This window comes from Butyricicoccus sp. AM27-36, assembly GCF_003480945.1.
GTDB lineage: Bacteria > Bacillota > Clostridia > Oscillospirales > Butyricicoccaceae > Agathobaculum > Agathobaculum butyriciproducens.
In genome coordinates this window covers 99685-125590 of sequence record NZ_QUJR01000010.1, presented here as the reverse complement: position 1 = coordinate 125590, position 25906 = coordinate 99685, and the positions used below count along the sequence as shown (strand labels likewise).

Here is a 25906-nt window from a genome sequence, read left to right as displayed (position 1 = left end):
TCCAATTACAAAATAGGTCCCGAGCCATCATCCTTCTCCTTGGTGATGGACTTGATCACAACAGTATAGCTGTCGCCCTCCTCGGTGGTGACATCCACCCGGTCTCCGACCTTTTTGCCGAGCACCGCCTTACCGAGCGGTGCCTTGCAGCTGATTCTGCCGTTCAGCGGATCACACCGCACGGTCGTTACCACCTGAATGGTATCCGTGTCATCATCGTCCTCAAACAGCAGTTCCACCTTATCGAACAGACCGACCTCATCCGCGCCTGCCTTATCCTCAATCACATGCGCGGATTTAATCATGCGCTCCAGATAGCGGATGCGGCTGCGGTTGCGGTTCTGCGCCTGCTTGGCGGCTTTGTATTCAAAATTTTCACTCAGGTCACCGAACGCGCGTGTGCGCTTGACCTCCTCGATCAGCTCGGGCATCAGCTCCAGCTTGCGGTGGTCCAGTTCCTTCTGCATCATTTCAATGTCCTGTGCGGTCAGATCGTCATGCATAGCTTTTCATTTCCTTTCATGCTTCCATGCTCATGCCTTAGATTATATGCTGTTTGACGGAATTTTGCAACGCCTGTCCTCCCGTCAAATTTCCGCATGGTTAAATTCGCATGATAACCGCGCAGAATGTTCAACATTTTGCACAATTTTCTATTTTTCTGCCATTTTGATTTGCTGTATCGTTTTCTATATGATATACTGTTGCTATACACCTGTACACCACAAAGCAGGGTGCCGACGTTTTCCGTTGGCCGCCCTGCTTTTTTGCTGTGTAAGGGAGAATCACAAAAAGGGGAATAAAAACATCATGGGAACTGCATTTTTGCGGCAGCTTCAGCAGGAATTCAAGGGCTATAACGGGCAGAAGCTGGCCAAGGACCTGATGGCTGGTCTGACCGTTGCGGCAGTGGCGCTGCCTCTGGCACTGGCGTTCGGCGTATCGGCCGGTGCAACAGCGGCCTGCGGCCTGGTTACGGCGATTGTTGCCGGTCTTATCATCTCGGCGCTGACCGGCGGCTATTATCAGATTTCCGGTCCGACCGGTGCGATGGCAGCCATTCTCGGCTCGCTGATCGCAACCTACGGCATGCAGGGCATGTTCGTGGCAACCTTTCTCGCCGGTGCGCTGCTCATCCTTGCGGCTGTGCTGCATCTCGGCAACCTGACCGCCTTCGTACCCGCGCCGGTTATCACCGGTTTTACCTCGGGTATTGCGGTCATCATCGCGATGGGTCAGATCGACAACTTCTTCGGCACGCACTCGGAAGGGGCCAGTGCGATTGCGAAGATCATCTCGTATAAGGATCTCGGCTTTCATCCGGATATTGCTACCACACTGATTGCGCTTTTTGTCGTTCTTCTGATGGTGTTCTTCCCGAAAAAGTGGAACGCGGTCGTACCGGCCTCGCTTATCGGCATTATCATCGCAACTGCGGCAACGATGATTCTGAAGCTCGATATAGCAACCGTCGGCGAGATTCCGAAAACGCTCATGCTGCCGGATCGTCTGTCTCCGGCACAGATTGACTGGAACACGGTTCCTGCTCTGCTGGCGCCGGCATTCTCCATCGCGGTGCTGAACATGCTCGAAAGCCTGCTGTGCGGTGCGTCTGCCGGCCGCGCGACCGGCGTCAAGCTCAACAACGATCAGGAGCTGTTCGCACAGGGCGTCGGCAACATGGTGCTGCCGATGTTCGGCGGCATTCCGGCGACTGCCGCTCTGGCGCGTACCTCGGTAGCGGTTCGCTCGGGTGCGCAGACCCGTCTGACCGGCATCTTCCATGCGGTCGGTCTGCTGATCATGATGTTTCTGCTCGCGCCGGTCATTCAGAATGTGCCGCTGGCCGGTCTGGCAGGCGTGCTGATGGTCACTGCATGGCGCATGAACGAGTGGCACGCCATCAAGTACATGTTCAGCCACCGTTTCAAGGGTGCCATGGCGAAATTTATCGTCACCATGATCTGCACCATCGTATTCGATCTGACGGTTGCGATCGTAGTCGGCGTCGGTCTCGGTCTGATCCTGATGGTTGCCCGTCTGTCCAAGCTGCAGATCAACTACGAGCGTGTTGACATGTCCCGTATCAAGAACAACGACGAGGCGCTGAGTGAACGTTACCGCAACGCAATGGTCTCTTACATCACCGGTCCGCTGATCTTCGCCAACATCGATACCATCGAGCAGCTGACCGAGCGTGTCGGCACCTGTGATACGCTGCTGCTGTCCATGCGCGGCGTGCCGTATATTGATATTTCGGCGGCACAGGCGCTGATGGATATTCTTCGTTCGCTGCACGAAAACGGCGTGGATATCGTACTGTGCGGCCTGCCGAGCAGTGCCATGAATATGATGCATCGCTCCGGTATTTATGATATGGTCGGTGAACAGGGCTTCTACTGGAGTGTGGAACGTGCTCTGCTGGACCTTCGTCCGCATATCGCCAAAAAGTAACAATGCACAAGGCGTATGTTTGAGGCATGCGCCTTTTCTTTTATGGATATTGCATAAATTCTTTTCACAGTTTTAATGCAATATAACGAAATTGCGTCTTGCGTTTTTTCTGAAATGCGCTATACTAATATCGTAATCAGAAAGAACAGAAAAAATGTTAGCAGCACCGTCAGAAGACGGATTAAAGGAGGCTCATTATCATGACTAAGAAGAATTACATCCGCACGCTCGGTACGATCGCTGAATCCATGTTTATGCAGAACCCCAGCTACTCCTGGAGAGGCAGCACGGCTTGCCGCGATTTCTCCAAGACCCGCAAGTAAAATAAACAATAGAAAGACCGCTGTATGATTGTACAGCGGTCTGAGGCTGTCGAAAAACTAACGTTTTCCGAGCAGCCTCTCGATCGAAACCACGCTTTCGATCGAATTTCGAAGAAAAACCGCGCCTTGCAGGCACATTTTTTCTTCCCTTGTATAAATTCCGAGGTACACGCCCCCGGAATTTATGAATTTGCTCCGCAAATTCTATTTTATGCGTGCTGCCGCACAAAGCACAAGAGTTGAAATGCTGCTTTTTCGACAGACTGAGACCGCTGTATGATTGTACAGCGGTCTTTTTCCGGTTTGCGCGGTGGAAACACCACGGATTCCCCGTTCGGGCACTTGACAAAAGCCCGTCAGACCTTTACAATAATACTGTTGTCTGCAGGGTTAGTTCATCGGTAGAACGGTCGCTTCCCAAGCCACAGAGGCGGGTTCGATTCCCGTACCCTGCTCCAAAAAACACAGCCATCCAAATGGATGGCTGTGTTTTTTCATATAACGGGCGCCGAATCAAACGCACGGTTTCGCCCGAAGAGCAAGAGAAGCTCCCCAGAGAGACCCGTGTCACGCCGCTCATTGATGCGAAAGCTGTCCTCGGCTCTATGTACTTAGCCCTTGCGGATATCCTTAATGAGCTTTTCCTTCTCCTTGGCTTCCTTCTTTTCTTCCTTGAGGCGCTTTTTCTCCGACTCGTATTCCTTGCTCGGACACTTGCCGCAGTAATGAACCTCATATCGCTCGATACAGTCCTTGATCACCTTGACTGCCACCGAACGCGTCAGCGCGTCCGACGTTGCGGTGTACTTATGTTCCAGACTCTTGTAAATCTCGAAGAAATGCGCGATCTCGTTGCCGTGATGCGGCGGCAGCTGGTCGATATCATGATAATAGTTCCAGTTCGGGTCCTCGAACGGAATGGCGATGATCTTATCGTCGATCTCGTCATCATCAATCATGCGGATCACGCCGATCGGATAGCAGTCCACCTCGACCATCGGGTCAAGCGTTTCACTGCACAGCACGAGCACATCCAGCGGATCGCCGTCACCCGCATAAGTGCGCGGAATAAAGCCGTAATTGGCCGGATAATGCGTTGAAGTATACAGAATACGATCCAGCCGCAGCAGACCGGTCTGCTTGTCCAGCTCATACTTTTTCTTGCTGCCTGCCGGAATTTCAATGACTGCCGTAAAGCTCTCCGGCGTTACGCGACTCGGATCAATGTCATGCCAGATGTTGATCATATCTGATTTTCTCCCTCTTTCTTCTTATTTTATATCCACAGTATAACAGACCTTTTCATTTCCCGCAAGACCTGCGGAGGAAAGAAACTTTTTACGCATTTTACATGAAACGCATTGTTCCTTTACAAAAGCGCAGTATAATAGTAACGATAGAATGACGGCGTATGCCACCACGAAGGGGGACATGATATGACACAGAAGATTTGGGAGCAGGGCTACACCCAGAACCGTGAGCTTTCGTGGCTGCAGTTCAACGCCCGCGTGCTCGCCGAGGCGGAGGATGAGAACGTGCCTCTGCTCGAGCGTTTCAAATTCCTCGCAATCTTTACCAGTAATCTGGATGAGTTCTTCATGATCCGCGTCGGCAGCCTGTGCGACATGGCCGCCGTGGACAAGGAGCATACCGACAGCAAATCCGGTCTGACCGCCAAAGAGCAGCTGCATCTGATCTACAAGGCGGTTGAGCCGCTCTATGCACGTCGTGACGCGGCGTTCTCCGATGTGGACAGCAAACTGAGTGCGATTGGTCTGCGCCGACTGACAATGGATTCGCTTGCGCCGGACGAACAGAAATACATCAAGCGGTATTTCAAGGATATCATTGCGCCGGTTCTCTCGCCGCAGATTGTGGACTCGCACCATCCATTCCCGCACCTTGAGGGCAAGGTGCTGCATATTGCCGCGCTGCTCAGCCGCAAAAAGACCGAACGGCTCGGTCTGCTGCCCGTGCCCGCATCGCTGCCTCCGGTTGTGTTCCTGCCGGAGACACCGTCGCGCTATATTCTCACCGAGGATATTCTGCTCTCCTACGCTGACCATGTGTTTGAAATGTACGATGTACTTGAAAAGACCGTGCTCTGCGTTACCCGCAATGCGGATATTCAGGTGGATGACGAGACCTTCGGCGTAGAAGGCGGAGATTTTCGCAAAAAGATGGAAAAGCTGCTGCGGCAGCGCCGCCGCATGGCTGTCGTGCGCGTGGAGATCAACCGTCCCATCAGCGACCATTTCAAAGAGCACTTCCGCAGCCGCTTTGAGGTCAGCGATGCACAGATTTTCCTGTCGCGCACAGCACCGCTCAAGCTCGGGTATGCGTTCTCGCTCGGCGAACACCTGCCGGAAAAAAAGCGTGCGTTTCTCAGCGACGCGCCTTTCACGCCGCAGCAGCCGACCATGCTGTCTGCCGGTCAGAGTCTGCTCAAGGCCGCTCTGCAGCGGGATATTCTGCTGTCCTATCCGTATGAGAGCATGGAGCCGTTCCTGCAGATGATTCGTGAGGCGGCAAACGACCCGGCTGTACTGGCGATCCGCATCACGATTTACCGGCTGGCAAGCAAGGCAAAGCTGGTCGAATACCTGTGTGCTGCCGCCGAAAACGGCAAGGACGTTACCGCACTCATCGAGCTGCGCGCGCGCTTTGACGAGCAGAACAACATCGACTGGTCCGAGCGCATGGAAGAAGCCGGCTGCAAGATCATTTACGGCTTTGAGGATTACAAGGTGCACTCCAAGATCTGCCTGATCACCCGCAGAGAACGTGGAGCCGTCCGCCATATTACGCAGGTCGGCACCGGCAACTACAACGAGAAAACCGCCAAGCAGTACACGGACGTGTCGCTCATCACGGCGGATGAACGCATCGGTCAGGACGCAGGCGCGTTCTTCAACAACATGGCGCTCGGCAACCTGTCCGGACACTACAGCCGCCTGTTCGTCGCGCCGACCAGCCTGAAAAACAACATTCTGGCGCTGATGGACGAGCAGATTGCCAAAGGCAAGGACGGCTACATCCTGCTCAAGTTCAATTCGCTGACCGATATTGATGTAATCGCCAAGCTGCGGGAGGCGTCCTGCGCAGGCGTCACAGTCGAGATGATCGTGCGCGGCATCTGCTGCCTGCTGCCCGGTGTGCCGAACTACACCGAGAACATCACAGTGACGAGCATTGTCGGACGTTTTCTTGAGCATTCCCGCATTTATGTGTTCGGCCGCGGTGACAAGGAAAAAATGTATATCTCCTCCGCCGATCTGATGACGCGCAACACCGAACGCCGCGTTGAAATTGCCTGTCCGATTGACGATCCTGCCGTCCGTACCCGCCTGCATGATATTCTCTATGCCATGCAGCACGATACTGTCAAGGCGCGTGTTCTGCAGCCGGATGGCACCTACTGCAAAAAGCCTGCCGTTCAGGACCCCATCTGCGCACAGGATCTGCTTATGCAGCAGGCCATTGAGAACGCCCGCAAGCAGGCCGCACAGCCTGCGCCACATCCGGGTTTCCTCGAGAAGATCCGAAAATGGTTCTCCTGTTCCTAAACAAATGGTCTGTCGAAAGTTTCGTTTTCCCGACAGACTGAAAAAGAGAGGCTTCAAAGCCTCTCTTTTTCTATTTATTCTGCAGCTTTCTTTGCCGTCTTTTTCCCCAGCTTGCCAATCCTCTGATTGATATACGCCGGAACCTCCTTGAGCGGAATACCGAGTGCAACCGAAAGCTCGCTGTTAAGCAGTTCCTCGGCACGCTTGCGGTAGCGCTGATCGACCTGACTGACACGGCGTCCGTGCCGGCGCGACTTGGCGTAAACCGTCTTGATCAGCTGCACAAGCTCCTCGCAGTCGTGGCTCTGCAGCGCCGCCTGATAATGCTCATTCGCCATGCGGACGCTGTGACAAACAAAGTGATCCTCTTCGATGTCAGGAATAGAGTTGATGAGTTCCTCTGCTTTTTCGCGGGAGATCACCGGACGGGTAAACACCGGCGAATCCGTCGGAATATAGATGGTCTCCGTACCCGTTACCGGTACCAGCGTATAGTACAGCTTATCCTCCTCGGTCTCGAACGGCGGCTTGCCGATTGACTCTACCCGGCACACACTGTTGGTTCCGTACACAATGAACTCTCCTGCCTGATACATCAAGATGCCTCCTCACACATCGCGTTTCATTCTGTTTCCGTCATCCACTTTTTCTGATATAATTATAGCACATTTTTCTGCAAATTGTAAGTTTTATTTGCTCTTTTCCTCATTTTTCGGCAATTTGACGTATATTTTCGCTGTAAAACCGCACGTCCGTGCGCAAAATTTCTCCTGCAGATGAAAAAGCACCGTACATAAAGTACGGTGCTGAGACTGTCGAAAAACCTCGTTTTTCCGACAATCTGTGTTTTGACTTTGCAAAACACGGACGTCCGAAAGTTCCCATGCGGAAACTTTCTCCCTCTGAAAGTATGAAAACCGAGGTACACGCCCCCGGTTTTCATGCATTTGCGCCGCAACTGCTATTTCATGCGCGCTGCCGCGCGGCAGCGGCAGCAGCGCTAAAACGGACTTTATTGACAAACCGAAGCACCGTACATAAAGTACGGTGCTCTGGGTTTCAGCTTTTAGCCTTCGATTGCCGTGTAATCATCCGGAACGGTGATGCCCAGCTTCTCGCAGTTAGTCTTGTTGTACATCTTCGTGAAGTTCGGTGCAGGCTGTACTTCCATATCACCCGGGTTTGCGCCGTTGGCGAGGATCTCGTAAGCCATCTCACCGGTAGCCTGACCCAGTTCGTAGTAGTCGATCGACAGGGTAGCTACGCCGCAGCCGTTGCAGATGCCCTGCTCGCCTGCGATAACCGGAACCTTTGCCGGGATAACAACGTTTGCAATTGCCTCGGTGCAGGAAGCAGCGGTGTTATCGGTCGGGATATACATAACATCACTTGCCGCAGCAGCCTTCTGCGTTACGGAAGCAACGTCGTTGGAGTCGGTGAACGCATACTCGGTGCAGGTGTAACCCAGCTTCTCAAGCAGCGGCTTGATGGTGTCGATCTGGTACTTGGAGTTCGGCTCAGCGGAGCAGTACAGCAGGCCAACGTTCTTGGCATCCGGGAACAGCTCCTTGAGCATATCGGCCTGACCGTCGAGCGGTGCAAGGTCGGTGGTGCCGGAGATGTTGGTGCCGGTCTTGCCGGTCCAGTCGGATACGCCGAGTGCGGTGCCGTAGTCGGTTACCGAAGTGCCGAGGATCGGAATATCAGAGGTGCCGGCCTGTGCTGCCTGCAGTGCTGCGGTAGCGTTCGCCATGATCAGGTCAACGCCTTCGGAAACAAAGCCGTTTACAATCGTGGTGCAGTTCGCGGACTCGCCGGAAGCATTCTGCGGATCAAATTCAACCGAACCGCCGTCAGCCTCAACCAACTCCTTCAGCTTATCCTGAAAACCCTGCGTAGCCGCATCCAGTGCCTCGTGCTGAACCAGCTGAACGATGCCTACCTTGTAGCTGCCTGCACCGGAATCACCGGAGGCTGCATTGCTGTCATCGCTGCCAGAGCTGCTGCCGCCGCAGGCAGTCATCGTGAGTGCCATGGCGCCGGCCATCAGCGCTGCGAGTAATCTCTTCTTCATGGAAAACCCTTCTTTGTTCAAATTTTACTTTTCACAGAACTTTTGTACTTCTGTTGCTTCATCATTTTAGCAGTTAAAAGAGTGCAAGTCAAGTATACCGTTCAATTTTCTTACGATAAGAATTATCTATCCGTCATTTTTTACAATATCAACTTTGCAATTTGTTAACAATCTGTAAGGATTGTCAAATTCCAGTTGACCCTCGCTCCCGTCTATCGTACAATAGAGGTAACAAAAGCAGCACCGGTGAATCCGCTTCACGGTGCTGCTCTGCTACGATTTATATTACAATTTTTAAGGAGCGATACTATGAATATTTCGTTCTTCCTGAAACCCAAGGTAGAGGTTTCCTACTTAACCGAAAGCTGCCCGGTGCAGAAGGCCATTGACGACATGCTCCACAGCGGCTTCACAGCGATTCCTGTGGTAGATGCCAAGGGCAAATACGCCGGAACGATCACCGAAGGTGATTTCCTGCGGCTGGTGCTGCATTACCCGAAGGAAACCCTCGGACAGCTGACCGTCGGTCAGGTTGAGCTGCGGATACACCACCGCTCGGTAAGCATTGATGCACGCATGGAGGATATGGTCGATCTGGTCACAGCGCAGAATTTTGTACCTGTAGTGGACGGACGCGGTATCTTCTGCGGTATTGTCACCCGTCGGGATGTGATCACCTACCTCTGCAAGCAAGTGCAGAGCTGATTCAACGAAGCAGTTCGCGGTATGTATCCTCGCTGTCCGGCTGTCCGACAACGGCCAGAGAAGCCTTCGAGCGGTCGAACACACGGCGGGCAAGGTTCAGAATATCATCTGCGGTCACGCGGTCGTAGGAATCGAGCACTTCCTCGATCTTGGATACCTCGCCGCGCAGCAGCTCGCTGCGGCCAATGGTCATCATGCGGTTGCCGGTGTTCTCCAGACCCATGAGCAGCGTTGTCTTGACCTGCTCACGGCAGCGCGACAGTTCATCCGGCGCCGGGCCGTTCTGGCAGAATTCATCGAGTTCACGCAGGATGAGATCGAGCGCCTTTCGCTCGGTTTCCTGTCCCAGACCGGTGTAGATGGACAGCAGGCCGGTATCCAGATGCGGCGTGGTGAACGTGTAGATGGAGTAGCACAGGCCGTTCTGCTCGCGCACGCTCTGGAACAGGCGGGACGACATGCCGCCGCCAAGGATGGAGCTAAGCAGGTTCATTGTAAAGCGGTCCTCGCTGACAAGCGATACGCCCGGAAAGGACAGGCACAGGTGGTTCTGCTCGATCTCCTTATCCCTCAGGAACAGGCTCGGCTGGTAGGCTGCCGGTGTGATAACGTTTTTGCCCTCGCCCTCCATCTCAGAGAACAGCTCCTCGATAAAGTCGAGATCATCATCGGTAAAGTGGCCGGAAACCGCAACAACCGTATCCTGCGGGCGGTAATATTCGCGCATATACTTGTGCAGTGTTTCCGAGGTCATCGGCTCGAGCGTTTCCGCCGTGCCGAGGATTGGGCGGCCGAGTGCCGAACCGTCGTAGCAGCGCTCGAACAGCTTATCGATGGCGACATCCTCCGGAGAATCCTCGTACATGTCGATCTCCTCGAGAACGACACCGCGCTCCAGCTCCAGATCCTCCTGTGCAAAGCGGGAATGCAGGAACATATCCGCCAGCAGAGCCACCCCGTTTTTCAGCCGGCTGTCCAGAACCTTCATATAGTAGCAGGTGCATTCCTTATCTGTGAATGCATTCGCCTGCCCGCCTAATGCGTCGATCGCGATTGCAATATGGCGGGCAGAGCGTTTTTCTGTGCCCTTGAATATCATGTGCTCGATGAAATGCGATACGCCGCCGAGCTCTGCGGGTTCGTATCGGCTGCCGTTGCCGACCCAGATGCCGACCGACACCGTGCGCATGTTGTCGATCCGTTCGGTAATCAAGCGCACACCGTTCGGGAGAATTCGTTTTACATACATAGGTTTTTACCTGCTTTCTGTTTGTACTCTTTCTCTCTATTTCTTATAGCAGTTATCGCCATATAAGAACAGGGGACATGATCGTCGTCATGTCCCCTGCTTCGTTCTCTAACGATCACAAGTTTAATAATACACCTTATTCCCGTTTTCGTCCAGACTGTATCGGTCACCATCGCAATCATAATAGTCACCGGTGTCGGAATCGTACCAGCCGCCTTCCTCCACAAGGGATTCCGGGTCCACCGCAGTGGTATTCGACTTGGTATCCGTGCTCTTGGACGAATCGGTCGTATCCGTATCGGACTTGCTGTCCGTGCCTGTATCATCGTCGGTCGTGCCGCTGCTGATATCCGCGTCATCATAGATGTATGCATGGATATGGTCGGCTGCAACGTCCAGATCGTAGGTGATATACTCGCCGGAATTACCGGAATAACTCCACTCGCCATCCACCGGAACGCGGGTGTGCTCAAGTGTCGGAATGCCGTTCTTGACCGCGCCGACGATCAGCGACGCCATATCAGTCGGCGAAAGCGAGGTCGTGACATACGGAACCAGCTTGCGCATGCTGCCGATCAGCTTGGTGGCGCTTGCACTCTGCAGCTTGGTGAAGATGGCGTTCAGCACAACGCTCTGACGCTCCACGCGCGCCCAGTCATCGCCGGTGTCGCCCTTGCGGATACGGCCGTAGCACAGCGCCTGCACGCCGTCCAGCGTCTGCAGGCCGGTCTTCTCCACGCCGGAGAACTCCTTGCCCCGCTCTGCGCCGTAGTCCTTGATGACACGGTTAAGCTCCTTCAGCTCGTTATCGTTCTGCACGTCGATGTCTACGCCGCCGATCGCGTCTACGATCTGCACCAGCTGCTCGAAGTCCACGGCAACATAATCCTTGATATCCGTGCCGAAATTCTCGTTGATGGTGCGGATGGCAAGACTCGGACCGCCGCGGAAATACGCCGCATTCAGCTTGTCCTCACCGTAGCCGTTGATATCTACCAGAGAATCGCGCATCAGGCTGATGAGCTTGATCTTGCCGCGCGTGTTGTCCACGGTAACGATCATCATGCAGTCCGAATGACTCTGCTTGTCGCCCTCGCGGGTATCCAGACCGAACAATGCAATATTCGTAATATTTTCGTCCGCTGTGACGCTCGCCGCCAGATCTTCATCGGACAGCGAGGAGTCATAGGTATAGCCGAACATCGTGCGGTAGCCGTACAATCCGATGCAGAACAGGATCGCCAGCGCCACAACAGCGGCCATCGTGCGGAACAATGCACGCTGCAAGCGTTTGAAAGACATAGTATTAGTCCTCGAAAGACTTCTCGGTCAGTTCGTGTACACGCAGGGTATTGGTGTAGTAAACCTCGCCTACCGGCATACCTGCGGTGATGGTGATAACGTCGCCAACGCGCAGATCGAGCGCAGTTACCGCTGCCTTCTCGGACAGATGGTACAGTTCAGTGCCGGACTGCGGGCGCTTTTCAACCAGAATCGGCTTTACGCCCCAAGACATGGTCAGGCGGTTAAAGGTCTTTTCACTCGGGGTAGCGGCGATGATCGGCGCGCCCGGACGGTAGGTGGATACAGCGCGAGCGGTAGAACCGGACTCGGTAAACGCTACAATGCCCTTAACGCCCAGATCAGCGGAGGTAGAGCAGGTTGCGTGCGAGATTGCCAGCGTCTTCGTGTCGCCGTCTACGTCCATGTTCTGGAACTCAAGACGGGTTACACGGCGGCGATCGTAGTGGATGGTCTTCTCTGCATTCTCTGCGATGCGGCTCATGGTGCGAACGGTCTCTACCGGATACTTGCCGACAGAGGTCTCACCGGACAGCATGATAGCGGAGGTGCCGTCGTAAACAGCGTTTGCAACGTCGGAAACCTCTGCACGGGTCGGACGCGGGTTCTTGGCCATGGACTCGAGCATCTGGGTAGCGGTTACAACGCGCTTGCCGCGGGAAATGCAGGTCTTGATGATGGACTTCTGGATCTCCGGCAGCTCCTCAAACGGAACCTCAACGCCAAGGTCGCCGCGGGCTACCATGATGCCGTTTGCCTCGTCGAGAATCTCCTGTACGTTGTTTACGCCTTCCATGTTCTCGATCTTGCAGATGATCTCAACATCTTCCTTGCCGTTTGCCTTGAGGATCTCCTTGATGTCGCGGACGTCCTGTGCGGAACGGGTGAAGGAAGCAGCAATAAAGTCGATGTCCTGAGACAGACCGAACTCAATATCCTCACGGTCCTTATCGGAAACGAACTTCATGTTCAGCTTGATACCCGGTACGTTGATGGACTTGCGGTTGGAGAGCGGACCGCCGTTGAGCGCCTTGCACACAATGTCGGTGCCATTCTTGATCTCCTCGACCTCGAATGCAACCAGACCGTCGTCGATCAGGATGCGGGTGCCCGGCTGAACGTCATTCGGCAGACCTTCGTAAGTGATGGAAACGATGGTGTTGTCACCCTCGATATCGCGGGTGGTCAGCGTGAACTCCTGACCCTCAACGATCTCGATCTTGCCGTCCTTATAGGTCTTGGTACGGATCTCCGGACCCTTGGTATCCAGCATGATGCCGACCGGCATGCCAAGTTCCTTGCGGGCTGCCTTAACGGCGTCCATGCGAGCCTTGTGCTCCTCATGAGAGCCGTGGCTGAAGTTCATACGGGCAACATTCATGCCTGCCTTGATCATCTCGGGCAGTACAGCATCAGTTGCGGGACCAAGCGTGCAGATAATCTTCGTTTTGCGCATCGAAACATATTCCTCTCTATAACAATATGGTTTTAATAATAAAATTCTCTATACGTATACGTTTTTTATTTTAGCAGTTTTCCCGTCACTTTGCAATCATCACCCGAACCCCATTCGGATTTTCATGCTTTTCGACAAAAAAGCAGACCTGCACCGCAAACATCTTGTGTTTTATGATACGCTCTTGTATAATAAAGGAGTATTCCCGTTTGAGAGTATGAAAAACATGAATGAAATGCTTTATTTGTATAAATAGATAAGGTTCTTTAGGAGGATATAGACTATGGCAAATCCGGTTTTGGTGATCATGGCGGCAGGTATGGGCTCGCGCTACGGCGGACTCAAGCAGATCGACCCGATCGGTCCGAACGGACAGATTCTGCTCGATTATTCCATCTACGATGCACACCGTGCAGGCTTTGACCGCGTGGTATTCATCATCCGTCCCGAGCTGCACGAGGCGTTTGAGGACGCCATCGGCAAAAAGGCGCGCCGCTTCATGCACGTGGACTACGCTTATCAAACGCTCGACAATCTGCCGGACGGTCTGACCGCACCAGAGGACCGTGAGAAGCCGCTCGGCACCGCGCATGCCGTGTGGTGTGCAAAGGAGCTGACCGCCGGCTGCCCGATCGCCGTTATCAACGCGGATGACTTCTACGGCGCAGATGCATTCCGCAAAATGTATGATTACCTCGCTTCCGCGCAGGATGACGACAAATTCCGCTACTGCATGGTCGGCTATCAGGTCGAGAACACGCTCACCGAAAACGGCACGGTCTCCCGCGGCGTATGCACCGCAGACGAAAACGGCCTGCTCGCACACATCATCGAGCGCACCGCCATTCACCGCGATGCGGACGGCGTCATCCGCTACGATGCGGACGGCGATGCACCCGCCGGTGAGATTGCGCCCGGCACGCCGGTGTCGCTCAACCTCTGGGGATTCACCCCTTCCTTCCTGCCCTCGCTTGATGACGGCCTTCGTGAGTTTTTCGCAGGCAAGCTGCCGGACAATCCGATGAAGGCAGAGTATTATCTGCCGTTCGCGGTGGACGCACTCATCAAGGACGGAAAGGCGACCGCAAAGGTACTCACCACAGATTCCCGCTGGTACGGCGTCACCTACCGCGAGGACAAGCCGACCATCTGCGCTGCCGTTGCAGCTATGACGAAAAACGGCGATTACCCCGCTGATCTGTAAAAAGCGAGGTTGTTTATGGATTTTTCTACTGAATTTGTTGCCTTGCGCGACAAGCTGCTGAACGGGCAGGATCCGCATTTCCGTTCCCAGCAGAACGTGCAGGTTTCCGGCCGAATGACGGCGCTGCTGAGCGTTTTCAACTCCCGCACGACCCGCAAAATCCTCGGTCTGATGCCCACCGGCGGCACGAGCCACGCACACGAATACCGTCTGCTGTTCGCCGTGCCCTCGCTCGATGAGCAGACGCTTGACGACTGGTGGAGGTACGCGCAGCAGGTCAGCGCTGAGCTGGTAAAGCCGGACGAAAACCACGATTTTTCGCTGATTTCGGTCATTCTTGCCGCCGGCGAGACTGACAAAGCCGTGCTCAAAAAGCTGAAAAAGCTGTCTGATGAGCGCAAATACCAGAGCGGCAAGCACGGCTGGTCATCCATCCGTCTGGCGGTCGTGGACCTTGATACGCACAAGGTGCACACCAACCGCATGGGCGATTCGCTGAAAAACATTCTCCAGCCGCTTGTCTGAGACAAATTTCCGGACGAAAATACGGAAAACCTCTTGAAAAAGTACATTTAATATGATATAGTATCATGTACGCATATTGCGCGCATAGTCTCGTTATGCGCGATAAGAAAAATGAAAAGCAGTGGAGGAAATTACCTATGACTACCGCACAAATCGCTCTCTCGGTCATCATGATCGTTGCAAGCCTGTTCCTGATCGTTGTTGTTCTGCTCCAGCATGGTGCACAGCAGGGTCTGGGCGCTGTATCCGGCTCCGCAGACACCTTCTACGGCTCCGGCAAGGCAAGCGCATCCGACCGTATCTTTGCTCGTCTGACCTCGATTGTCGGCGTTGTTTTCGTCATCATTGCAATCGTCCTGAACCTCATCCACTAAGATGCAGACGGTTCAGCGACTGCTCCTGCTGCTGTTTGCCGCGTTCGCCGCGCTGACAGTCCTGCAGCAGATCCGCTACGGCATGATCTGCGGACGCAGTGAGCAGGAGGACAAGCAGGATGATCCCAAGGCAAAGGCGTGCCGTCAGCAAAGCACGATCTACGCGATCGCAGCCGCGGTCAGCCTGATCGTCAATATCATCATCGGCGCACTCAGCAAGTAAAGCAAAAGCTGTCCTTTCGGACAGCTTTTTGTTTTGAAAAATGTCAAGTAAATCGGGCAGCCGTCTTCCATTGCCAAGTGGAAGGCGGCTGTTCTTTTTTATGAAAAAAGTGCTTCGATACGCGGTTTCGCGCCCTGCCACTCCTCAGTGTGCAGACAGCAAAGGGATTCGTTCGACATCTCCATCGTGCGTCCGTCCGGTGTCAGACCGGTGAGTGATGCGCCCTGCTCCTGTGCGGCGGCAAAGTCCGCCAGCGGCACGAACAGCATCTCCGCGACCTCCGGTCCGGGCCGGAACGGCGGAATGCCGTCGATACGCGCCAGAAATGTATACGCCAGCTCATCATCGAAGCCGACTTCGCCGCGCGAGTAGCGCTGACGATAACTGCCGCCGTCGATCAAGTCGGCTGCTGCCAGCTGCAGTCCGCTCTCCTCCCGCGCTTCGCGCAGAACAGCGGTCTGCGGCGTTTCGCCCGGGTCGATATGTCCGGTCGAGGTCAGATCAAAGCCGCCCGGAAATAAAGGCCGGTCAAACTGCCGCTGCTGCAGCCACAGGCCGCGCACGCCGTCCCGCACACCGACCACCCACAGGTGGCACACATGGTGGAACAGCCCCTGTGCATGCACGACGGCCCGCGGGCGTTCTCCGCAGGCGCGTCCGTCTGCATCGTAAACAGTGAGCAGTTCTCCGCTGTTCTGACTGTCAATCAGCGCCTGCTTCTGCGGCCGCGTGAGCTTTTTAATTGCCGCTTCGCGCTGCATGGCCTCGCTCTGCGTGTCGAACATTTCGCTGTACACCAGCGTCACCGGGCCGCGTCCGCGCGTGTATTTCGCACCTTTTCCGCTGTTGTGCGCCGCCAGTCGAGCCGTCAGGTCGTTCGTCCAGCCGCAGTACAGCGTATCATCCGCACAGCGGAGCACATAGGTATATCCTTTCATCGCATATCCTTTCCGCTCATCGGCTGGCCCGGATGTCACGCTGCGCCGTGAGCGTACAGCCGCGTTTTTTGATCTGCAGACGCACCTTCGCCCTGCTCTTTTCACTGTTTCCGCTGCCGGAAACCAGTATTACTTCGACCTCCGTACCGGGCGGCAGCAGCTCGACCGCGCTGTTGAATACCGGCGCGGGATAGCCCGCCCAGACCGGCGCCATCAGCACCACTCTGTCATAGCCGACAAACAGCGGCATACCGTCCAGCGCGACCGCCTTCTGCTTGACGGCCTCCGGACAGCCGCGCACAAACGCGGTGAACCGGTTGTACGGCGTTTTCGGCGTAAGCTCAATCAAATCGGCGTTCCGCGCCTTGGCTTCCGCGCGGGCGTATGACCGTGTTGTGCCGCCGAGCGAGTAATATGCTACTGCGGTTTTCATCAAAACCAACTCCTTAGATGCGTTTTCCGTTGAATTTCTGCGCGGCAGCGGCACAGTCCTCCGCGATAATGCAGGCAGCCGCGTTCACCGCGTCCTCGCACGCCTTGTCGATAGCCTTCTGATCCTCTGCCGGGAACTTGCCAAGCACCCACGCCGCCAGATCGTAATCCGGACGCGGCTTTTTGCCGACGCCGATCTTCACGCGCGGGAAGTCCTCGCTGTTCAGATGGTAGATAATGTTTTTCAGGCCGTTCTGTCCGCCTGCCGAGCCTTTTGCGCGCACGCGCAGCGTGCCCACATCGAGCGACACATCGTCCGACAGCACGATAACGTGCTCCGGCGGGATTTTGTAGAACGAAGCCGCATCACGAACCGCCTCGCCGGACAGGTTCATAAAGGTCTGCGGCTTGAGGAACAGCACGCGCTTGCCGCCGAGTATTCCCTCGCCTGCCAGTGCCTTGAACTTCATGCGGTCGATCTTCTGTCCGCTGCGGGCGCAGTAACCCTCAAGCGCACGGAAGCCCGCATTGTGACGGGTATTGTCGTACTTCGTACCCGGGTTGCCCAGTCCGACCACGATCCACTCGATCGGCTGGGATGCCTTTGCGGCTTTTTCTTCATCCAACTTCTTGAAAATATCGAATATTGACATATTTTTCTCTCTCCGATGTCTGTTTAGTATGCCATGCTGCTGCCGAGCGTGTCGTCATTCTCCACCCAGTCGTGCACGTTCACAGTGTCGTATGTATCCACATCACGGCGGATAACCACCTTCTCAATGCCCGCGTTGATGATGAGGCGCTTGCACATCGTGCAGGAGTTTGCGTCCGACATGATCTTTCCGGTGGACATATCGCGGCCGACCAGGTACAGCGTCGCGCCGATCATCTGGTCACGCGGAGCGGCAATAATGGCGTTCATCTCCGCATGCACCGAGCGGCAGAATTCGTATCTTTCGCCGCGCGGAATGCCCATCTTCTGACGAATGCAGGTGCCGATGTCGATGCAGTTGGCACGCCCTCTCGGCGCACCGTTGTAGCCGGTGGATACGATGACGTCGTTCTTAACGATGACCGCGCCGAAGTTGCGGCGCAGACAGGTTCCGCGCTCAAGCGCAACCTGCGCCATGTCGAGGTAGTAGTTTGTTTTGTCCCGACGGTCCATTTTTGTTTCCTCCTTCTATATAGGAAAACCTGTTAGGTTTGATTGCGTTATTTTCATGCACTGATTATCCGGTGTCGGATAATCTCACCCGAAAATGCACCCATTTTCAAGATACATCCGCCTTGCGGCGCACTGCGCTGCCCGCTCATCGTGTGTGATGAGCACCAGCGTATGCCCCGACCGGTGCAATCGGTCAAACAGCTCCAGCACACTGTCTGCCGCGGCAGGATCCAGTCCTGCGGTCGGCTCATCCGCCAGAATCACGCACGGTTCTGTCACGACCGCCCGTGCGATCGCCACCCGCTGCTGCTGTCCACCGGAAAGCTGGTGCGGCCGGTGGTTCGCCCGATCAGACAGGCCAACCCGCTCCAGAACCGCCAGTGCGCGTTCGCTCCGCTCATGCCGCGGAACGCCCTGCAGCGCCAGCGGCAGCGCAACATTTTCCAGTGCTGTCATGCCCGTCAGCAGCCGGAACTGCTGAAACACAAAGCCGATCTTCTCACTGCGCAGACGCGCCCGCTGTTTTGCCGGCAAATGCGCGACTGCTGCTCCATCGAGCAGGTATTCGCCATCGGACAGGCTGTCCAGCAGACCCAGAATGTGCATGAGTGTGCTTTTACCCGAGCCGGATGCGCCGGTCACCGAAATGTAGTCACCGTCCTGCACGGTCAGATCGACCGCATTGAGCGCACAAATGCCGTTCTTAGCATATATTTTACTCGCATGAATCAGTTTTAGCAATGCCGATTCACTCCTTCCTACCCTATCTTTGGCGGGAAGCATACTTATCATACCATGAATATGCGCTTTCCGCAAATTTGTATTGACATTGATCGGCATTGACCTTACTATTATATAGTAATCCGATAGGAATACATCACACGAAAGAAGGCTCCCCCATGAAAAATCCGCTGCGCTACCAGCTTTCCGAATATGACTGCGGTCCAACCTCCATGCTCAACGCGCTCGCATTCCTGTTTGAGCGCGAGGATATCCCGCCGGAGGCTGTCCGCAACATCATGCTGTACTGTCTGGACTGCTACGGCTTGGACGGCGTAAGCGGCAAAAGCGGCACCTCCTGTGCGGCGATGATGTTCCTCAGCAACTGGCTGAGCGGCTTTGGCAAGATCGGCCGCCTGCACATCTCCACGCAGTATCTGTCCGGTCCGGCGGTGAATTTCGGGCAGAACAGCCGTCTGCGCGATGCACTCCGCTGCGGCGGCGCTGCCGTGGTGCGCCTGCATTTCGACGGAGAGCACTATGTGACGCTCACCGGCATTGATGAAAACGACATGGTGCGCGTGTTCGACCCGTATTATCTTGATCAGCCGCTCGATACGGACGGCGTGCAGATGGTGTACGACCACCCGTGCGAATACAACCGGCTCGTTCCTTGCCCCTGCTTCGAGCGTGAGACCCACGAGGTTTACGCGCTTGGCGAGATCGACACCCGCGAAGCCATTCTCCTGTTTAATGACCAGACGCGCCTGACGGCAGAGAATACCATTGAATACATGATTTAACGCCAAACAGCGGAACGATTTGTATCGTTCCGCCGTTTCAGTCTATAAAAAGTTATATCCCTGCCATTTCAAATAATCCGCGCGACAGCGCGCGTTAAATAGCATTTGCTTGCAAATGCCAAAAAAGTCAGGGTGTGTACCTGACTTTTTTGACTTCTATAGAGAGAAAGTTACCGTATGGGAACTTTCGGACAACTTTGGAACGGCCCACGACCCGTTCCCGCTTGTCGGCGAAGCTGTAGTTTCATGACAGCCTCCGCCGTTTTCATCTCTGCTGCTCCTCGCAGTATTTCTCCGTGTAGGCCGTTGCTTTGGGATCGCCTTTCGGCTCGCGTGTCTGCTCCCACGGCGGCAGCTCGGCCACTGCTGCCGAGTCAATATGCGCCGCATCGTCGTACTGCGGGAAGGCCTTTGGCTCACGCTCTTTGTGATCGTGCCTGTGCATATAGAGAACGCTCCTTTCACACTGCAATGCGTTTGGACAAAAACTGCGCCGCCGACTGACACAGCTTGAGCAGCACCTCATCCGCCTTTTCGTCCTCTTTTTCGCTGACAAACGCGACACAGCCGCTGACATCGCCGTCTGTGATGATTGGCGCCGCCGCAACCACCGCGCAGCCGTCCTGAGAGGAGATAAGCACCTCCGGCTGCTCGTCCACACCGCGTTCGTAACATTCGCGGCGTTCCATCAGCTGCTCCAGCTCGGATGAAATACTCCGCTCCAGAATATCCTTTTTCGCACCGCCCGCTGCCGCAATCACCGCATCCCTGTCGCAGATGGCACAGCTCATGCCCGCTGTACGCGCCATAGCCTCCGCCAGCTCGGCGGATACCGCGCCCATCTCTCCCATCGGGGAGTATTTCTTGAAAATCACTTCGCCGTCGCGGTCGGTATAGATTTCTAACGGGTCGCCCTCTCGAATCCTAAGCGTTCTTCTGATCTCCTTCGGAATAACAACGCGGCCGAGATCGTCGATCCGGCGCACGATTCCGGTTGCTTTCATAGCAATTCCGCCTCCCATTTTCGGTATTTCTGCTGCGATAGTGGTAGTATTTACTGAAACCGTGCAATTCATGTAGAAAAACCGTATGCACAATGTGTTCCTATTCATGAAAATTATGGTTTGCAGATCTGTTTCTTTCGCGTTAGCAGCTGCTCTGCACAGCGGACGCACGGCTGATATGTAATCTTCCAAATACCGTCTTCCCAATCCGCAACCCCCTTTGTCGTCCACTGTTTTTTCTGCAGTCCTCGAAATATATTTGCAGCGAAACATGAGTCGTTCCATCTGTCGGCAAATAAATATAGCGATAGCCCTCGCATACAGACATCGGCTGCAAAACCTCTTTTCCCAATGGGTACTCTCTGCCGTTAAAGAGATACCGTTCCAGATAAATCACATTGCCGCCCACATTTCGGATATAAATTGCAGGCGCACTTTGATCTGGCTGTATACCGTCGGCACTTTTCAGCGTAATCGGCTGCGTCAGCAAATACAGCTCCACCTTGTTCTGCGCCTCTGCCTGCCATTTGCTGAGTTCGTACTGTTTTCTACCGATTTGAATACTGGAAATCAATGCAAGAACGGATACAATAAACGAAAAGAAATGGATGGAGTTAATACATAATGATGGAAAATGATGTGCTGACGATGAGAATATGCAAAAGCATGATAGAAAGAAACTGGGTTTTTGCACATTATCAAATCCGTGCCGTCCAAGAAGATCGAGTCGCTCAAGGCATGGCTGGCCATGGTGGGCCGTGAGAGAATCTGGATGCGCTGCTGCAGGATCTGCTCGCTGAGCTGCCTCCGAAGTTCCTTGCGGCGTGCAGTGCGGTGGATATGCAGATGCTGTGAGCGGAAAACAATCAATCGAACAGAAAAAGGGCGAAACCATGCGGTTTCGCCCTTTGTTTGTTGAAATCAGTAGCTGACGATCAATCCGCCGCGCTCGGCGTAGTAGCTGCAGAGCCCGCGGGTCGGCAGAATCTCGATGCTGGTATTTTCCCAGATATCCAGAATGCTGTTTTTCAGCGTCTGAGCCAGTGCGAGATTATCACAATGGCTGATCGCGACATTTCCGCCGATGAATCCGTGCTCCTTCATGGTGCTGACCAGCGTCTGCACGACCTTTTTTGCACCGCGCGCCTTGCTTTCAAAGGCGATCTTTCCCTCATCGCTGCCGCTGCCGATGCCCCAGATGCCGAGAGCCTTGGCGAGCATACCCGTCAGACGGTGGATGCGTCCGTTCTTGATCAGGTTGTCAAACGAGGAGAGCGCAAAGAGGATTTTGGTTTTCTGCAGAAAACCTCTGGCGTGCGCCGCAATATCGTCAAAGGAAAGGCCCTGACGAATCAGGCGCTCGATCTCCTTTACGCAGAGCAGAACCTCCGGTCCGGTGGATAAGGAGTCCAGAATGACGATCTTTTTATCCGGATTTTTCTCCAGCGCCATATCTCTTGCCGCAAGAGCGCTGTTCATACTGCCGGACAGCTGCGAGGAAATGGTGATCGCGATCGCGCAGTCCGCCTGTTCAAACTGTGCCAGCCATGCGTCCGGCGTGGGGCAGGAGGTGTGGCCGGCCGAGTGTTCCTGCTCCATGGCGTAGAGCATTTCCATCGTATCCAGATGCTCGTCATCAACAAAATCCCGCTCCCCGATGCGGATGGTAAACGGCACACTGGCCAGCCGGATCCTTCCGTCCGGACTGGTGGAAGGGAGCAGATCACAGCTTGAATCCGTAATAATGTTCCAGTTCATATGGTTTTTCCTTTCTCTCTTACCGAAAATTTTCAGTGTTATCGTGGGGAAAGCGCTCTCTCTTGCAGTCGGTCGATCTGCACCGCACACGGCAGCCGGCCTGTCCTGCACACTTTCCTTCATAAAACAGAAAATGCATAATGTTGTATTCATTATATAACAGAACGCGCATTTGATAAATAAAAAGTTTTACAGATGTTTGCAGATGCCGGTATGGCCGTCAGCGGGTCAGATATTGCAGGATCAGCACAAGGATCAGCATATGTACGGGATAAAAGGCATAGCAGGCATACTGGAACGGCTTGCTGTGATAACCCTGCCGTCCGCGGTACAGCCAGATGGGGATGAGCGCCAGAAGTGCAAGCCCCTGCTGACAGATCTCAAATTCCATGCCGAATATATGGACGGGATACAGCAGACCGCCCAGCAGCTGCACATTGACCCAGTAGAGGGCGAGAAGCTGCCCTGCCAGACACCACCACTTCCGTCCGCGGAAGAAGTAGAAGATAAATATCGTCAGCACGCCGGTGCCGTAGTAGTCCACCATGCTCAGAGTGCCCAGCACTGTGCCGATCAGCACAACAAGCAGGGCGGTGAGCAGATACAGCCATGTTTTCTGCTTTTTGCGCACGGTTTCCATCAGATGAATGCCCAGAAGACCGAGCAGCAGCGTCCAGATCACGTTCTGGTGCACCGGATAAAACCAGGTTCCGCCGTACATCAGGTCGAACGGCACTTCGGAGAGCACGGCAAACAGCGCAAGCCGCAGAGCGTATTTCCGGAAGCTGTGGGTGTGAAAATATCCTTCCACCGCCATGAATGCGAAGATGGGAAAGGCCAGCCGTCCGGCACACGTCAGCCAGTCCTGCGCGGGCAGGAGGGTCGCCCAGAGATGATCCATCAGCATCAGCACCATGGCGAGAATGTGAAGTACCGCGGCGCTGAGGGAAAAACGGCCGGAGGCGGGAGAGGACAGGTTGTTGGTTGACATACGGGTACTCCTTTATCTAAGGCAACACCGCACAATTAAAGCTGCGGCGCTTTGCCGAAATTTTTCACCCTGATTGCGTTGCGATTTCTTGCAATACGAAAGTATTGCTGCAAAACCGCGCCTTATCAGAGCACAAAATTTGCTCGCAAATCGCTCTTATCTAATTATACGGTATTGCCCTAAATCGTTCGGTAATCGCGAGGGGTGACACAGGAATGTGCTCTGCATTTATTATATACAGAAGAGCGGACAGCCGCAATGCCGCAGCGATAAACTTTTTGTGAATATCCGCGAGGCGGACACGGCGCACAGGCGAAAAACGCCCTGCCGACCGGTGCGGGCAGGGCGGGAAAAGCCGGAAATACAGATTCCCGGCACAGCATTGCAGCCATGCCGGGAACGGTTGAGGGCATATGAAGATCAGAAAGTTACAGCTCGCCGCGCGCTTCGCGCTCTGCAAGTTCTTTCATGATAGCGGGATACTTTTTGTCGAGCTGATTGCGGACTGCGACTGCACAACAGTGCTGCCGGTCGAGGAAATATAGCCGCACAGACTCATAATGCCTGCAATGCTGGCCTGTGCGATGCCGGTGCCCAGTTTGGTGCCGACCGAACCGACTGCGAAGATGAAGCTCTCCTGACGGATATGGTGCTTCCACTGGCCAAACTAGACGACGTCACCGATCATGCCGTAGACAACGTTGCACGCTACGTCACCGCCGCCGTAAGCCAGGCGTGTCAGAATATTGATTTTTCCGTTTTTAGAAACAGGTCGTGTAGGCAGAACCGCCTCTGCCTGCATGGTTGGATTGGTTTTCACGAAACATTCTCTCCTTCTCTGGTTTCGCTTCCAATTTACAGCCGCCCCAATAAAATGCACCTGATCAAGCTGCGTTTTCCGGCCTGCTGCAAGCGGATAGGATTGTTTAGCGTGCAGCCTGCCTGCTTCACAGAGATCGTGCCTCGAAATTTACATCTTTTGCAAGGTACAGACCACATCTGTTATCATGGCACGAATTAACAAGGATGGCGAGAATTTCTTGTATATTATATGTAAAAACCTAAATATATTTTGTACGATAGGTAAAATGAGTAGTTAATGACGCATAATTTATAATAAAAGAAATGTGCGTAATAATCAAAAAATCGGTGCAAACCGAGAACCGACAAACCTATCTAAGCTGATGACCTCGCTTCCAAACATCGTGATCGCGGTCGCGGTTGCACTGTGCTTCTGCCCGCGTTGCAGAAGGCGATGTATTCGACTTCGTTCGGACACCGTACTGCACGTTGAAGTGCCCAAAAAGTTAGACAAATAGTTTTAACAAAAATTGCAAGCGCCGTTGCAGATGGCATTGACAGCGTCGGAGCAGTTCGGTATCAGCATGCTGAAGCTGGGTAAGAGGATGGAATGAAAAAAATACATAGTACAATGTCTTTCGCTATTATTATACATCATGTTTTTCCTGTGAAATTATAATTCTACTTCAATCTCAACAATGGAATAAAGGCAGTTCAGACGAAATTTCAAAATTTCAGTTTTGAATGAAAATTCTATGTTTTGGAGTGAAGATTATGACGAACAAACAGGAAAAGATGATATGTAATACCTTTGGTATCTCGAGACTCAAGCCGTTTCAGAAGAAGGTAATCACAGACTTATCCGATGGTAGAGATGTACTTGGTTTAGCACGAACCTCCGAGGGCAAGTCGATCTGCTTTCTCTCAATGATTACCCTGCACCCAAATGGTCTGCTGATTGGTATTCTCCCGACGGTTGCGCTCATGCGCGATCTGGTGCAGCGTTGCGAGGACAGTAAAATCCGAGCGGGCTGTCTGTACAGCGGAAACCGGGAGAATACCACCGTTATCGAACGGCTGACGCATCGTAAACTCCAGGCACTCTTTGTTGCGCCGGAGCGGCTGAGTGATCCTCGTCTCTGGAAGGCAATTCAGAATAATAGCGTACACACGGTTGTCGTTGCTGCTTTCAGCGCAACTGTTATGCCGGATGATATTTCATATATCGTGAAAAGTCTGCATATGAAAAATCCGGTTATACATATCGGCAAGCTCAAACGTTCTAATCTGTCCCTCAAGAAATCTTTTGTGAAAAATGATGCCGCTCGTTATGCGAAAGTCAGAAAAGCGATTCAGAAATACGATAGCAAAGGGAAAATCGTTATCTACTGCACCCGCGTCTGCGATGTGGAAGATATGCGTGACTTTCTGATTGGGGATTGCGATATTTCGGCTTCCGAGATTGCTCTCTGCCACAGCAGACTCTCCGACCGAGCCGAACAGGAAGCGCGCTTTCGTTCCGGTGAGGCACATATCATGATTGCAACTTCCGCCTTTGGCATGGGCGTGAATATTTCGGATATCCGCCTGATTATTGTCTCTCAACTGCCGTTCAGCGTCGCGTCATTCTACCAGATGGCAGGCCGGGCCGGGCGCGACGGAAAACGCGCAAAGGCACTGCTGCTCTGGAATGACGCCGACTTTCAGATGAACCTTGATATTATCTCTGACACGGACGACCGTGCAGCGGAAGCCGTCAATGAACTGTATGCAATCTGTGAATCAGCGGACGATCTGCACGACGCAGTCATCGGCTGTTTTGCGAAAGGCGGTGTGTGA

Annotated in this window: 28 protein-coding genes and 1 tRNA gene; 11 read left to right on the top strand and 18 right to left on the bottom strand. The window is 54.0% G+C overall.

Annotated features, from left to right (window positions below; all coding sequences use genetic code 11):
* Positions 1–5: 5 nt before the first annotated feature.
* Positions 6–503 (bottom strand): GreA/GreB family elongation factor, encoded by a 498-nt coding sequence (locus DW724_RS13195; RefSeq protein WP_117488359.1) that lies wholly within the window; start codon positions 501–503, stop codon positions 6–8.
* A 307-nt stretch (positions 504–810) separates the two neighbouring features.
* Between DW724_RS13195 and DW724_RS13190 the strand changes: the two genes are divergently transcribed.
* The 3 genes from DW724_RS13190 to DW724_RS13185 all read left to right on the top strand — a co-directional run bounded on the left by DW724_RS13190 (position 811) and on the right by DW724_RS13185 (position 3235).
* Positions 811–2454: a SulP family inorganic anion transporter gene (locus DW724_RS13190; RefSeq protein WP_118761790.1), complete on the top strand. Its 1644-nt coding sequence runs from the start codon at positions 811–813 to the stop codon at positions 2452–2454.
* Positions 2455–2654: 200 nt separating this feature from the next.
* Entirely contained in the window at positions 2655–2777 is a 123-nt protein-coding gene (locus DW724_RS16265) for a hypothetical protein (RefSeq protein WP_256372144.1), read from the top strand.
* A gap of 384 nt (positions 2778–3161) precedes the next feature.
* Positions 3162–3235, top strand: a tRNA-Gly gene (locus DW724_RS13185).
* Positions 3236–3388: 153 nt separating this feature from the next.
* Here the strand turns inward: DW724_RS13185 and DW724_RS13180 are convergent.
* Positions 3389–4021, bottom strand: a complete 633-nt coding sequence (locus DW724_RS13180) for an inorganic diphosphatase (protein ID WP_118480997.1) — start codon at positions 4019–4021, stop codon at positions 3389–3391.
* 192 nt (positions 4022–4213) lie between these two features.
* On the opposite strand from DW724_RS13180, the gene ppk1 reads away from it, so the two are divergent.
* Positions 4214–6343: a polyphosphate kinase 1 gene (gene ppk1 / locus DW724_RS13175; protein ID WP_118761789.1), complete on the top strand. Its 2130-nt coding sequence runs from the start codon at positions 4214–4216 to the stop codon at positions 6341–6343.
* A gap of 74 nt (positions 6344–6417) precedes the next feature.
* Here the strand turns inward: ppk1 and DW724_RS13170 are convergent, their stop codons facing one another.
* Positions 6418–6939, bottom strand: a complete 522-nt coding sequence (locus DW724_RS13170) for a CarD family transcriptional regulator (protein ID WP_118761788.1) — start codon at positions 6937–6939, stop codon at positions 6418–6420.
* A gap of 470 nt (positions 6940–7409) precedes the next feature.
* Positions 7410–8417 (bottom strand): ABC transporter substrate-binding protein, encoded by a 1008-nt coding sequence (locus tag DW724_RS13165; RefSeq protein WP_118761787.1) that lies wholly within the window; start codon positions 8415–8417, stop codon positions 7410–7412.
* Positions 8418–8726: 309 nt separating this feature from the next.
* Here DW724_RS13165 and DW724_RS13160 point away from each other — a divergent pair, with 309 nt between their 5' ends.
* Positions 8727–9122 (top strand): CBS domain-containing protein, encoded by a 396-nt coding sequence (locus tag DW724_RS13160; protein WP_118761786.1) that lies wholly within the window; start codon positions 8727–8729, stop codon positions 9120–9122.
* Between the two features lies 1 nt (position 9123).
* Here DW724_RS13160 and DW724_RS13155 read toward each other — a convergent pair whose 3' ends face one another.
* The 3 genes from DW724_RS13155 to pyk form a co-directional block, all read right to left on the bottom strand.
* A complete protein-coding gene (locus tag DW724_RS13155) occupies positions 9124–10371 on the bottom strand; it encodes a M16 family metallopeptidase (protein ID WP_118761785.1) in 1248 nt (415 codons plus the stop codon).
* 123 nt (positions 10372–10494) lie between these two features.
* Positions 10495–11673, bottom strand: coding sequence for an LCP family protein (locus tag DW724_RS13150; protein WP_118761784.1), 1179 nt, complete (start codon positions 11671–11673; stop codon positions 10495–10497).
* A gap of 4 nt (positions 11674–11677) precedes the next feature.
* A complete protein-coding gene (gene pyk / locus DW724_RS13145) occupies positions 11678–13129 on the bottom strand; it encodes a pyruvate kinase (RefSeq protein WP_118480980.1) in 1452 nt (483 codons plus the stop codon).
* Between the two features lie 283 nt (positions 13130–13412).
* Between pyk and DW724_RS13140 the strand changes: the two genes are divergently transcribed.
* From DW724_RS13140 to DW724_RS13125, 4 genes are all read left to right on the top strand, one after another.
* The gene (locus DW724_RS13140; protein WP_118761783.1) at positions 13413–14333 is read left to right on the top strand and encodes a nucleotidyltransferase family protein; all 921 of its coding nucleotides are present in this window, start codon (positions 13413–13415) and stop codon (positions 14331–14333) included.
* Positions 14334–14348: 15 nt separating this feature from the next.
* On the top strand, positions 14349–14858 hold the full coding sequence (locus DW724_RS13135; protein WP_118761782.1) for a hypothetical protein: 510 nt from the start codon (positions 14349–14351) through the stop codon (positions 14856–14858).
* 137 nt (positions 14859–14995) lie between these two features.
* On the top strand, positions 14996–15232 hold the full coding sequence (gene secG, locus DW724_RS13130) for a preprotein translocase subunit SecG (protein ID WP_110436055.1): 237 nt from the start codon (positions 14996–14998) through the stop codon (positions 15230–15232).
* Position 15233: 1 nt separating this feature from the next.
* Entirely contained in the window at positions 15234–15455 is a 222-nt protein-coding gene (locus DW724_RS13125) for a hypothetical protein (RefSeq protein WP_118286113.1), read from the top strand.
* Positions 15456–15553: 98 nt separating this feature from the next.
* Here DW724_RS13125 and DW724_RS16450 read toward each other — a convergent pair whose 3' ends face one another.
* The 5 genes from DW724_RS16450 to DW724_RS13100 all read right to left on the bottom strand — a co-directional run bounded on the left by DW724_RS16450 (position 15554) and on the right by DW724_RS13100 (position 18731).
* Positions 15554–16393 (bottom strand): GIY-YIG nuclease family protein, encoded by an 840-nt coding sequence (locus tag DW724_RS16450; RefSeq protein WP_158580353.1) that lies wholly within the window; start codon positions 16391–16393, stop codon positions 15554–15556.
* 16 nt (positions 16394–16409) lie between these two features.
* Positions 16410–16826: a flavodoxin gene (locus tag DW724_RS13115; RefSeq protein WP_118761781.1), complete on the bottom strand. Its 417-nt coding sequence runs from the start codon at positions 16824–16826 to the stop codon at positions 16410–16412.
* A 13-nt stretch (positions 16827–16839) separates the two neighbouring features.
* Positions 16840–17478, bottom strand: a complete 639-nt coding sequence (gene pth / locus DW724_RS13110) for an aminoacyl-tRNA hydrolase (RefSeq protein ID WP_118761780.1) — start codon at positions 17476–17478, stop codon at positions 16840–16842.
* Between the two features lie 23 nt (positions 17479–17501).
* Positions 17502–17990 carry a deoxycytidylate deaminase gene (locus DW724_RS13105; protein WP_110436051.1) on the bottom strand — a complete coding sequence of 163 codons (489 nt, stop codon included), beginning with the start codon at positions 17988–17990 and terminating at the stop codon, positions 17502–17504.
* A gap of 84 nt (positions 17991–18074) precedes the next feature.
* A complete protein-coding gene (locus DW724_RS13100) occupies positions 18075–18731 on the bottom strand; it encodes an ABC transporter ATP-binding protein (RefSeq protein ID WP_202183532.1) in 657 nt (218 codons plus the stop codon).
* Positions 18732–18889: 158 nt separating this feature from the next.
* Here DW724_RS13100 and DW724_RS13095 point away from each other — a divergent pair, with 158 nt between their 5' ends.
* Positions 18890–19513: a peptidase C39 gene (locus DW724_RS13095; protein ID WP_118761778.1), complete on the top strand. Its 624-nt coding sequence runs from the start codon at positions 18890–18892 to the stop codon at positions 19511–19513.
* A 265-nt stretch (positions 19514–19778) separates the two neighbouring features.
* Here the strand turns inward: DW724_RS13095 and DW724_RS13090 are convergent, their stop codons facing one another.
* From DW724_RS13090 to DW724_RS16320, 6 genes are all read right to left on the bottom strand, one after another.
* On the bottom strand, positions 19779–19958 hold the full coding sequence (locus DW724_RS13090) for a hypothetical protein (RefSeq protein WP_118761777.1): 180 nt from the start codon (positions 19956–19958) through the stop codon (positions 19779–19781).
* Between the two features lie 16 nt (positions 19959–19974).
* A complete protein-coding gene (locus tag DW724_RS13085) occupies positions 19975–20517 on the bottom strand; it encodes a stage V sporulation T C-terminal domain-containing protein (protein WP_118761776.1) in 543 nt (180 codons plus the stop codon).
* 142 nt (positions 20518–20659) lie between these two features.
* Positions 20660–21412 carry a hypothetical protein gene (locus DW724_RS15475; protein WP_158580351.1) on the bottom strand — a complete coding sequence of 251 codons (753 nt, stop codon included), beginning with the start codon at positions 21410–21412 and terminating at the stop codon, positions 20660–20662.
* A 26-nt stretch (positions 21413–21438) separates the two neighbouring features.
* On the bottom strand, positions 21439–22275 hold the full coding sequence (locus tag DW724_RS13070; protein WP_158580349.1) for a DegV family protein: 837 nt from the start codon (positions 22273–22275) through the stop codon (positions 21439–21441).
* Between the two features lie 220 nt (positions 22276–22495).
* Complete coding sequence (locus DW724_RS13065; protein WP_118761772.1) at positions 22496–23266, bottom strand: TraX family protein; 771 nt, start codon at positions 23264–23266, stop codon at positions 22496–22498.
* Between the two features lie 667 nt (positions 23267–23933).
* A complete protein-coding gene (locus DW724_RS16320; protein WP_158580347.1) occupies positions 23934–24086 on the bottom strand; it encodes a hypothetical protein in 153 nt (50 codons plus the stop codon).
* 755 nt (positions 24087–24841) lie between these two features.
* Between DW724_RS16320 and DW724_RS13060 the strand changes: the two genes are divergently transcribed.
* The gene (locus DW724_RS13060; RefSeq protein ID WP_158580345.1) at positions 24842–25906 is read left to right on the top strand and encodes a helicase-related protein; all 1065 of its coding nucleotides are present in this window, start codon (positions 24842–24844) and stop codon (positions 25904–25906) included.

Coding starts and splice junctions, on each gene's coding strand:
- DW724_RS13195 (WP_117488359.1), bottom strand. CDS start 503: ATGCATGACGATCTGACCGCACAGGACATTGAAATGATGCAGAAGGAA.
- DW724_RS13190 (WP_118761790.1), top strand. CDS start 811: ATGGGAACTGCATTTTTGCGGCAGCTTCAGCAGGAATTCAAGGGCTAT.
- DW724_RS16265 (WP_256372144.1), top strand. CDS start 2,655: ATGACTAAGAAGAATTACATCCGCACGCTCGGTACGATCGCTGAATCC.
- ppk1 (WP_118761789.1), top strand. CDS start 4,214: ATGACACAGAAGATTTGGGAGCAGGGCTACACCCAGAACCGTGAGCTT.
- DW724_RS13170 (WP_118761788.1), bottom strand. CDS start 6,939: ATGTATCAGGCAGGAGAGTTCATTGTGTACGGAACCAACAGTGTGTGC.
- DW724_RS13165 (WP_118761787.1), bottom strand. CDS start 8,417: ATGAAGAAGAGATTACTCGCAGCGCTGATGGCCGGCGCCATGGCACTC.
- DW724_RS13160 (WP_118761786.1), top strand. CDS start 8,727: ATGAATATTTCGTTCTTCCTGAAACCCAAGGTAGAGGTTTCCTACTTA.
- DW724_RS13155 (WP_118761785.1), bottom strand. CDS start 10,371: ATGTATGTAAAACGAATTCTCCCGAACGGTGTGCGCTTGATTACCGAA.
- DW724_RS13150 (WP_118761784.1), bottom strand. CDS start 11,673: ATGTCTTTCAAACGCTTGCAGCGTGCATTGTTCCGCACGATGGCCGCT.
- pyk (WP_118480980.1), bottom strand. CDS start 13,129: ATGCGCAAAACGAAGATTATCTGCACGCTTGGTCCCGCAACTGATGCT.
- DW724_RS13140 (WP_118761783.1), top strand. CDS start 13,413: ATGGCAAATCCGGTTTTGGTGATCATGGCGGCAGGTATGGGCTCGCGC.
- DW724_RS13135 (WP_118761782.1), top strand. CDS start 14,349: ATGGATTTTTCTACTGAATTTGTTGCCTTGCGCGACAAGCTGCTGAAC.
- secG (WP_110436055.1), top strand. CDS start 14,996: ATGACTACCGCACAAATCGCTCTCTCGGTCATCATGATCGTTGCAAGC.
- DW724_RS13125 (WP_118286113.1), top strand. CDS start 15,234: ATGCAGACGGTTCAGCGACTGCTCCTGCTGCTGTTTGCCGCGTTCGCC.
- DW724_RS16450 (WP_158580353.1), bottom strand. CDS start 16,393: ATGAAAGGATATACCTATGTGCTCCGCTGTGCGGATGATACGCTGTAC.
- DW724_RS13115 (WP_118761781.1), bottom strand. CDS start 16,826: ATGAAAACCGCAGTAGCATATTACTCGCTCGGCGGCACAACACGGTCA.
- pth (WP_118761780.1), bottom strand. CDS start 17,478: ATGTCAATATTCGATATTTTCAAGAAGTTGGATGAAGAAAAAGCCGCA.
- DW724_RS13105 (WP_110436051.1), bottom strand. CDS start 17,990: ATGGACCGTCGGGACAAAACAAACTACTACCTCGACATGGCGCAGGTT.
- DW724_RS13095 (WP_118761778.1), top strand. CDS start 18,890: ATGAAAAATCCGCTGCGCTACCAGCTTTCCGAATATGACTGCGGTCCA.
- DW724_RS13090 (WP_118761777.1), bottom strand. CDS start 19,958: ATGCACAGGCACGATCACAAAGAGCGTGAGCCAAAGGCCTTCCCGCAG.
- DW724_RS13085 (WP_118761776.1), bottom strand. CDS start 20,517: ATGAAAGCAACCGGAATCGTGCGCCGGATCGACGATCTCGGCCGCGTT.
- DW724_RS15475 (WP_158580351.1), bottom strand. CDS start 21,412: ATGGTTTCGCCCTTTTTCTGTTCGATTGATTGTTTTCCGCTCACAGCA.
- DW724_RS13070 (WP_158580349.1), bottom strand. CDS start 22,275: ATGAACTGGAACATTATTACGGATTCAAGCTGTGATCTGCTCCCTTCC.
- DW724_RS13065 (WP_118761772.1), bottom strand. CDS start 23,266: ATGTCAACCAACAACCTGTCCTCTCCCGCCTCCGGCCGTTTTTCCCTC.
- DW724_RS13060 (WP_158580345.1), top strand. CDS start 24,842: ATGACGAACAAACAGGAAAAGATGATATGTAATACCTTTGGTATCTCG.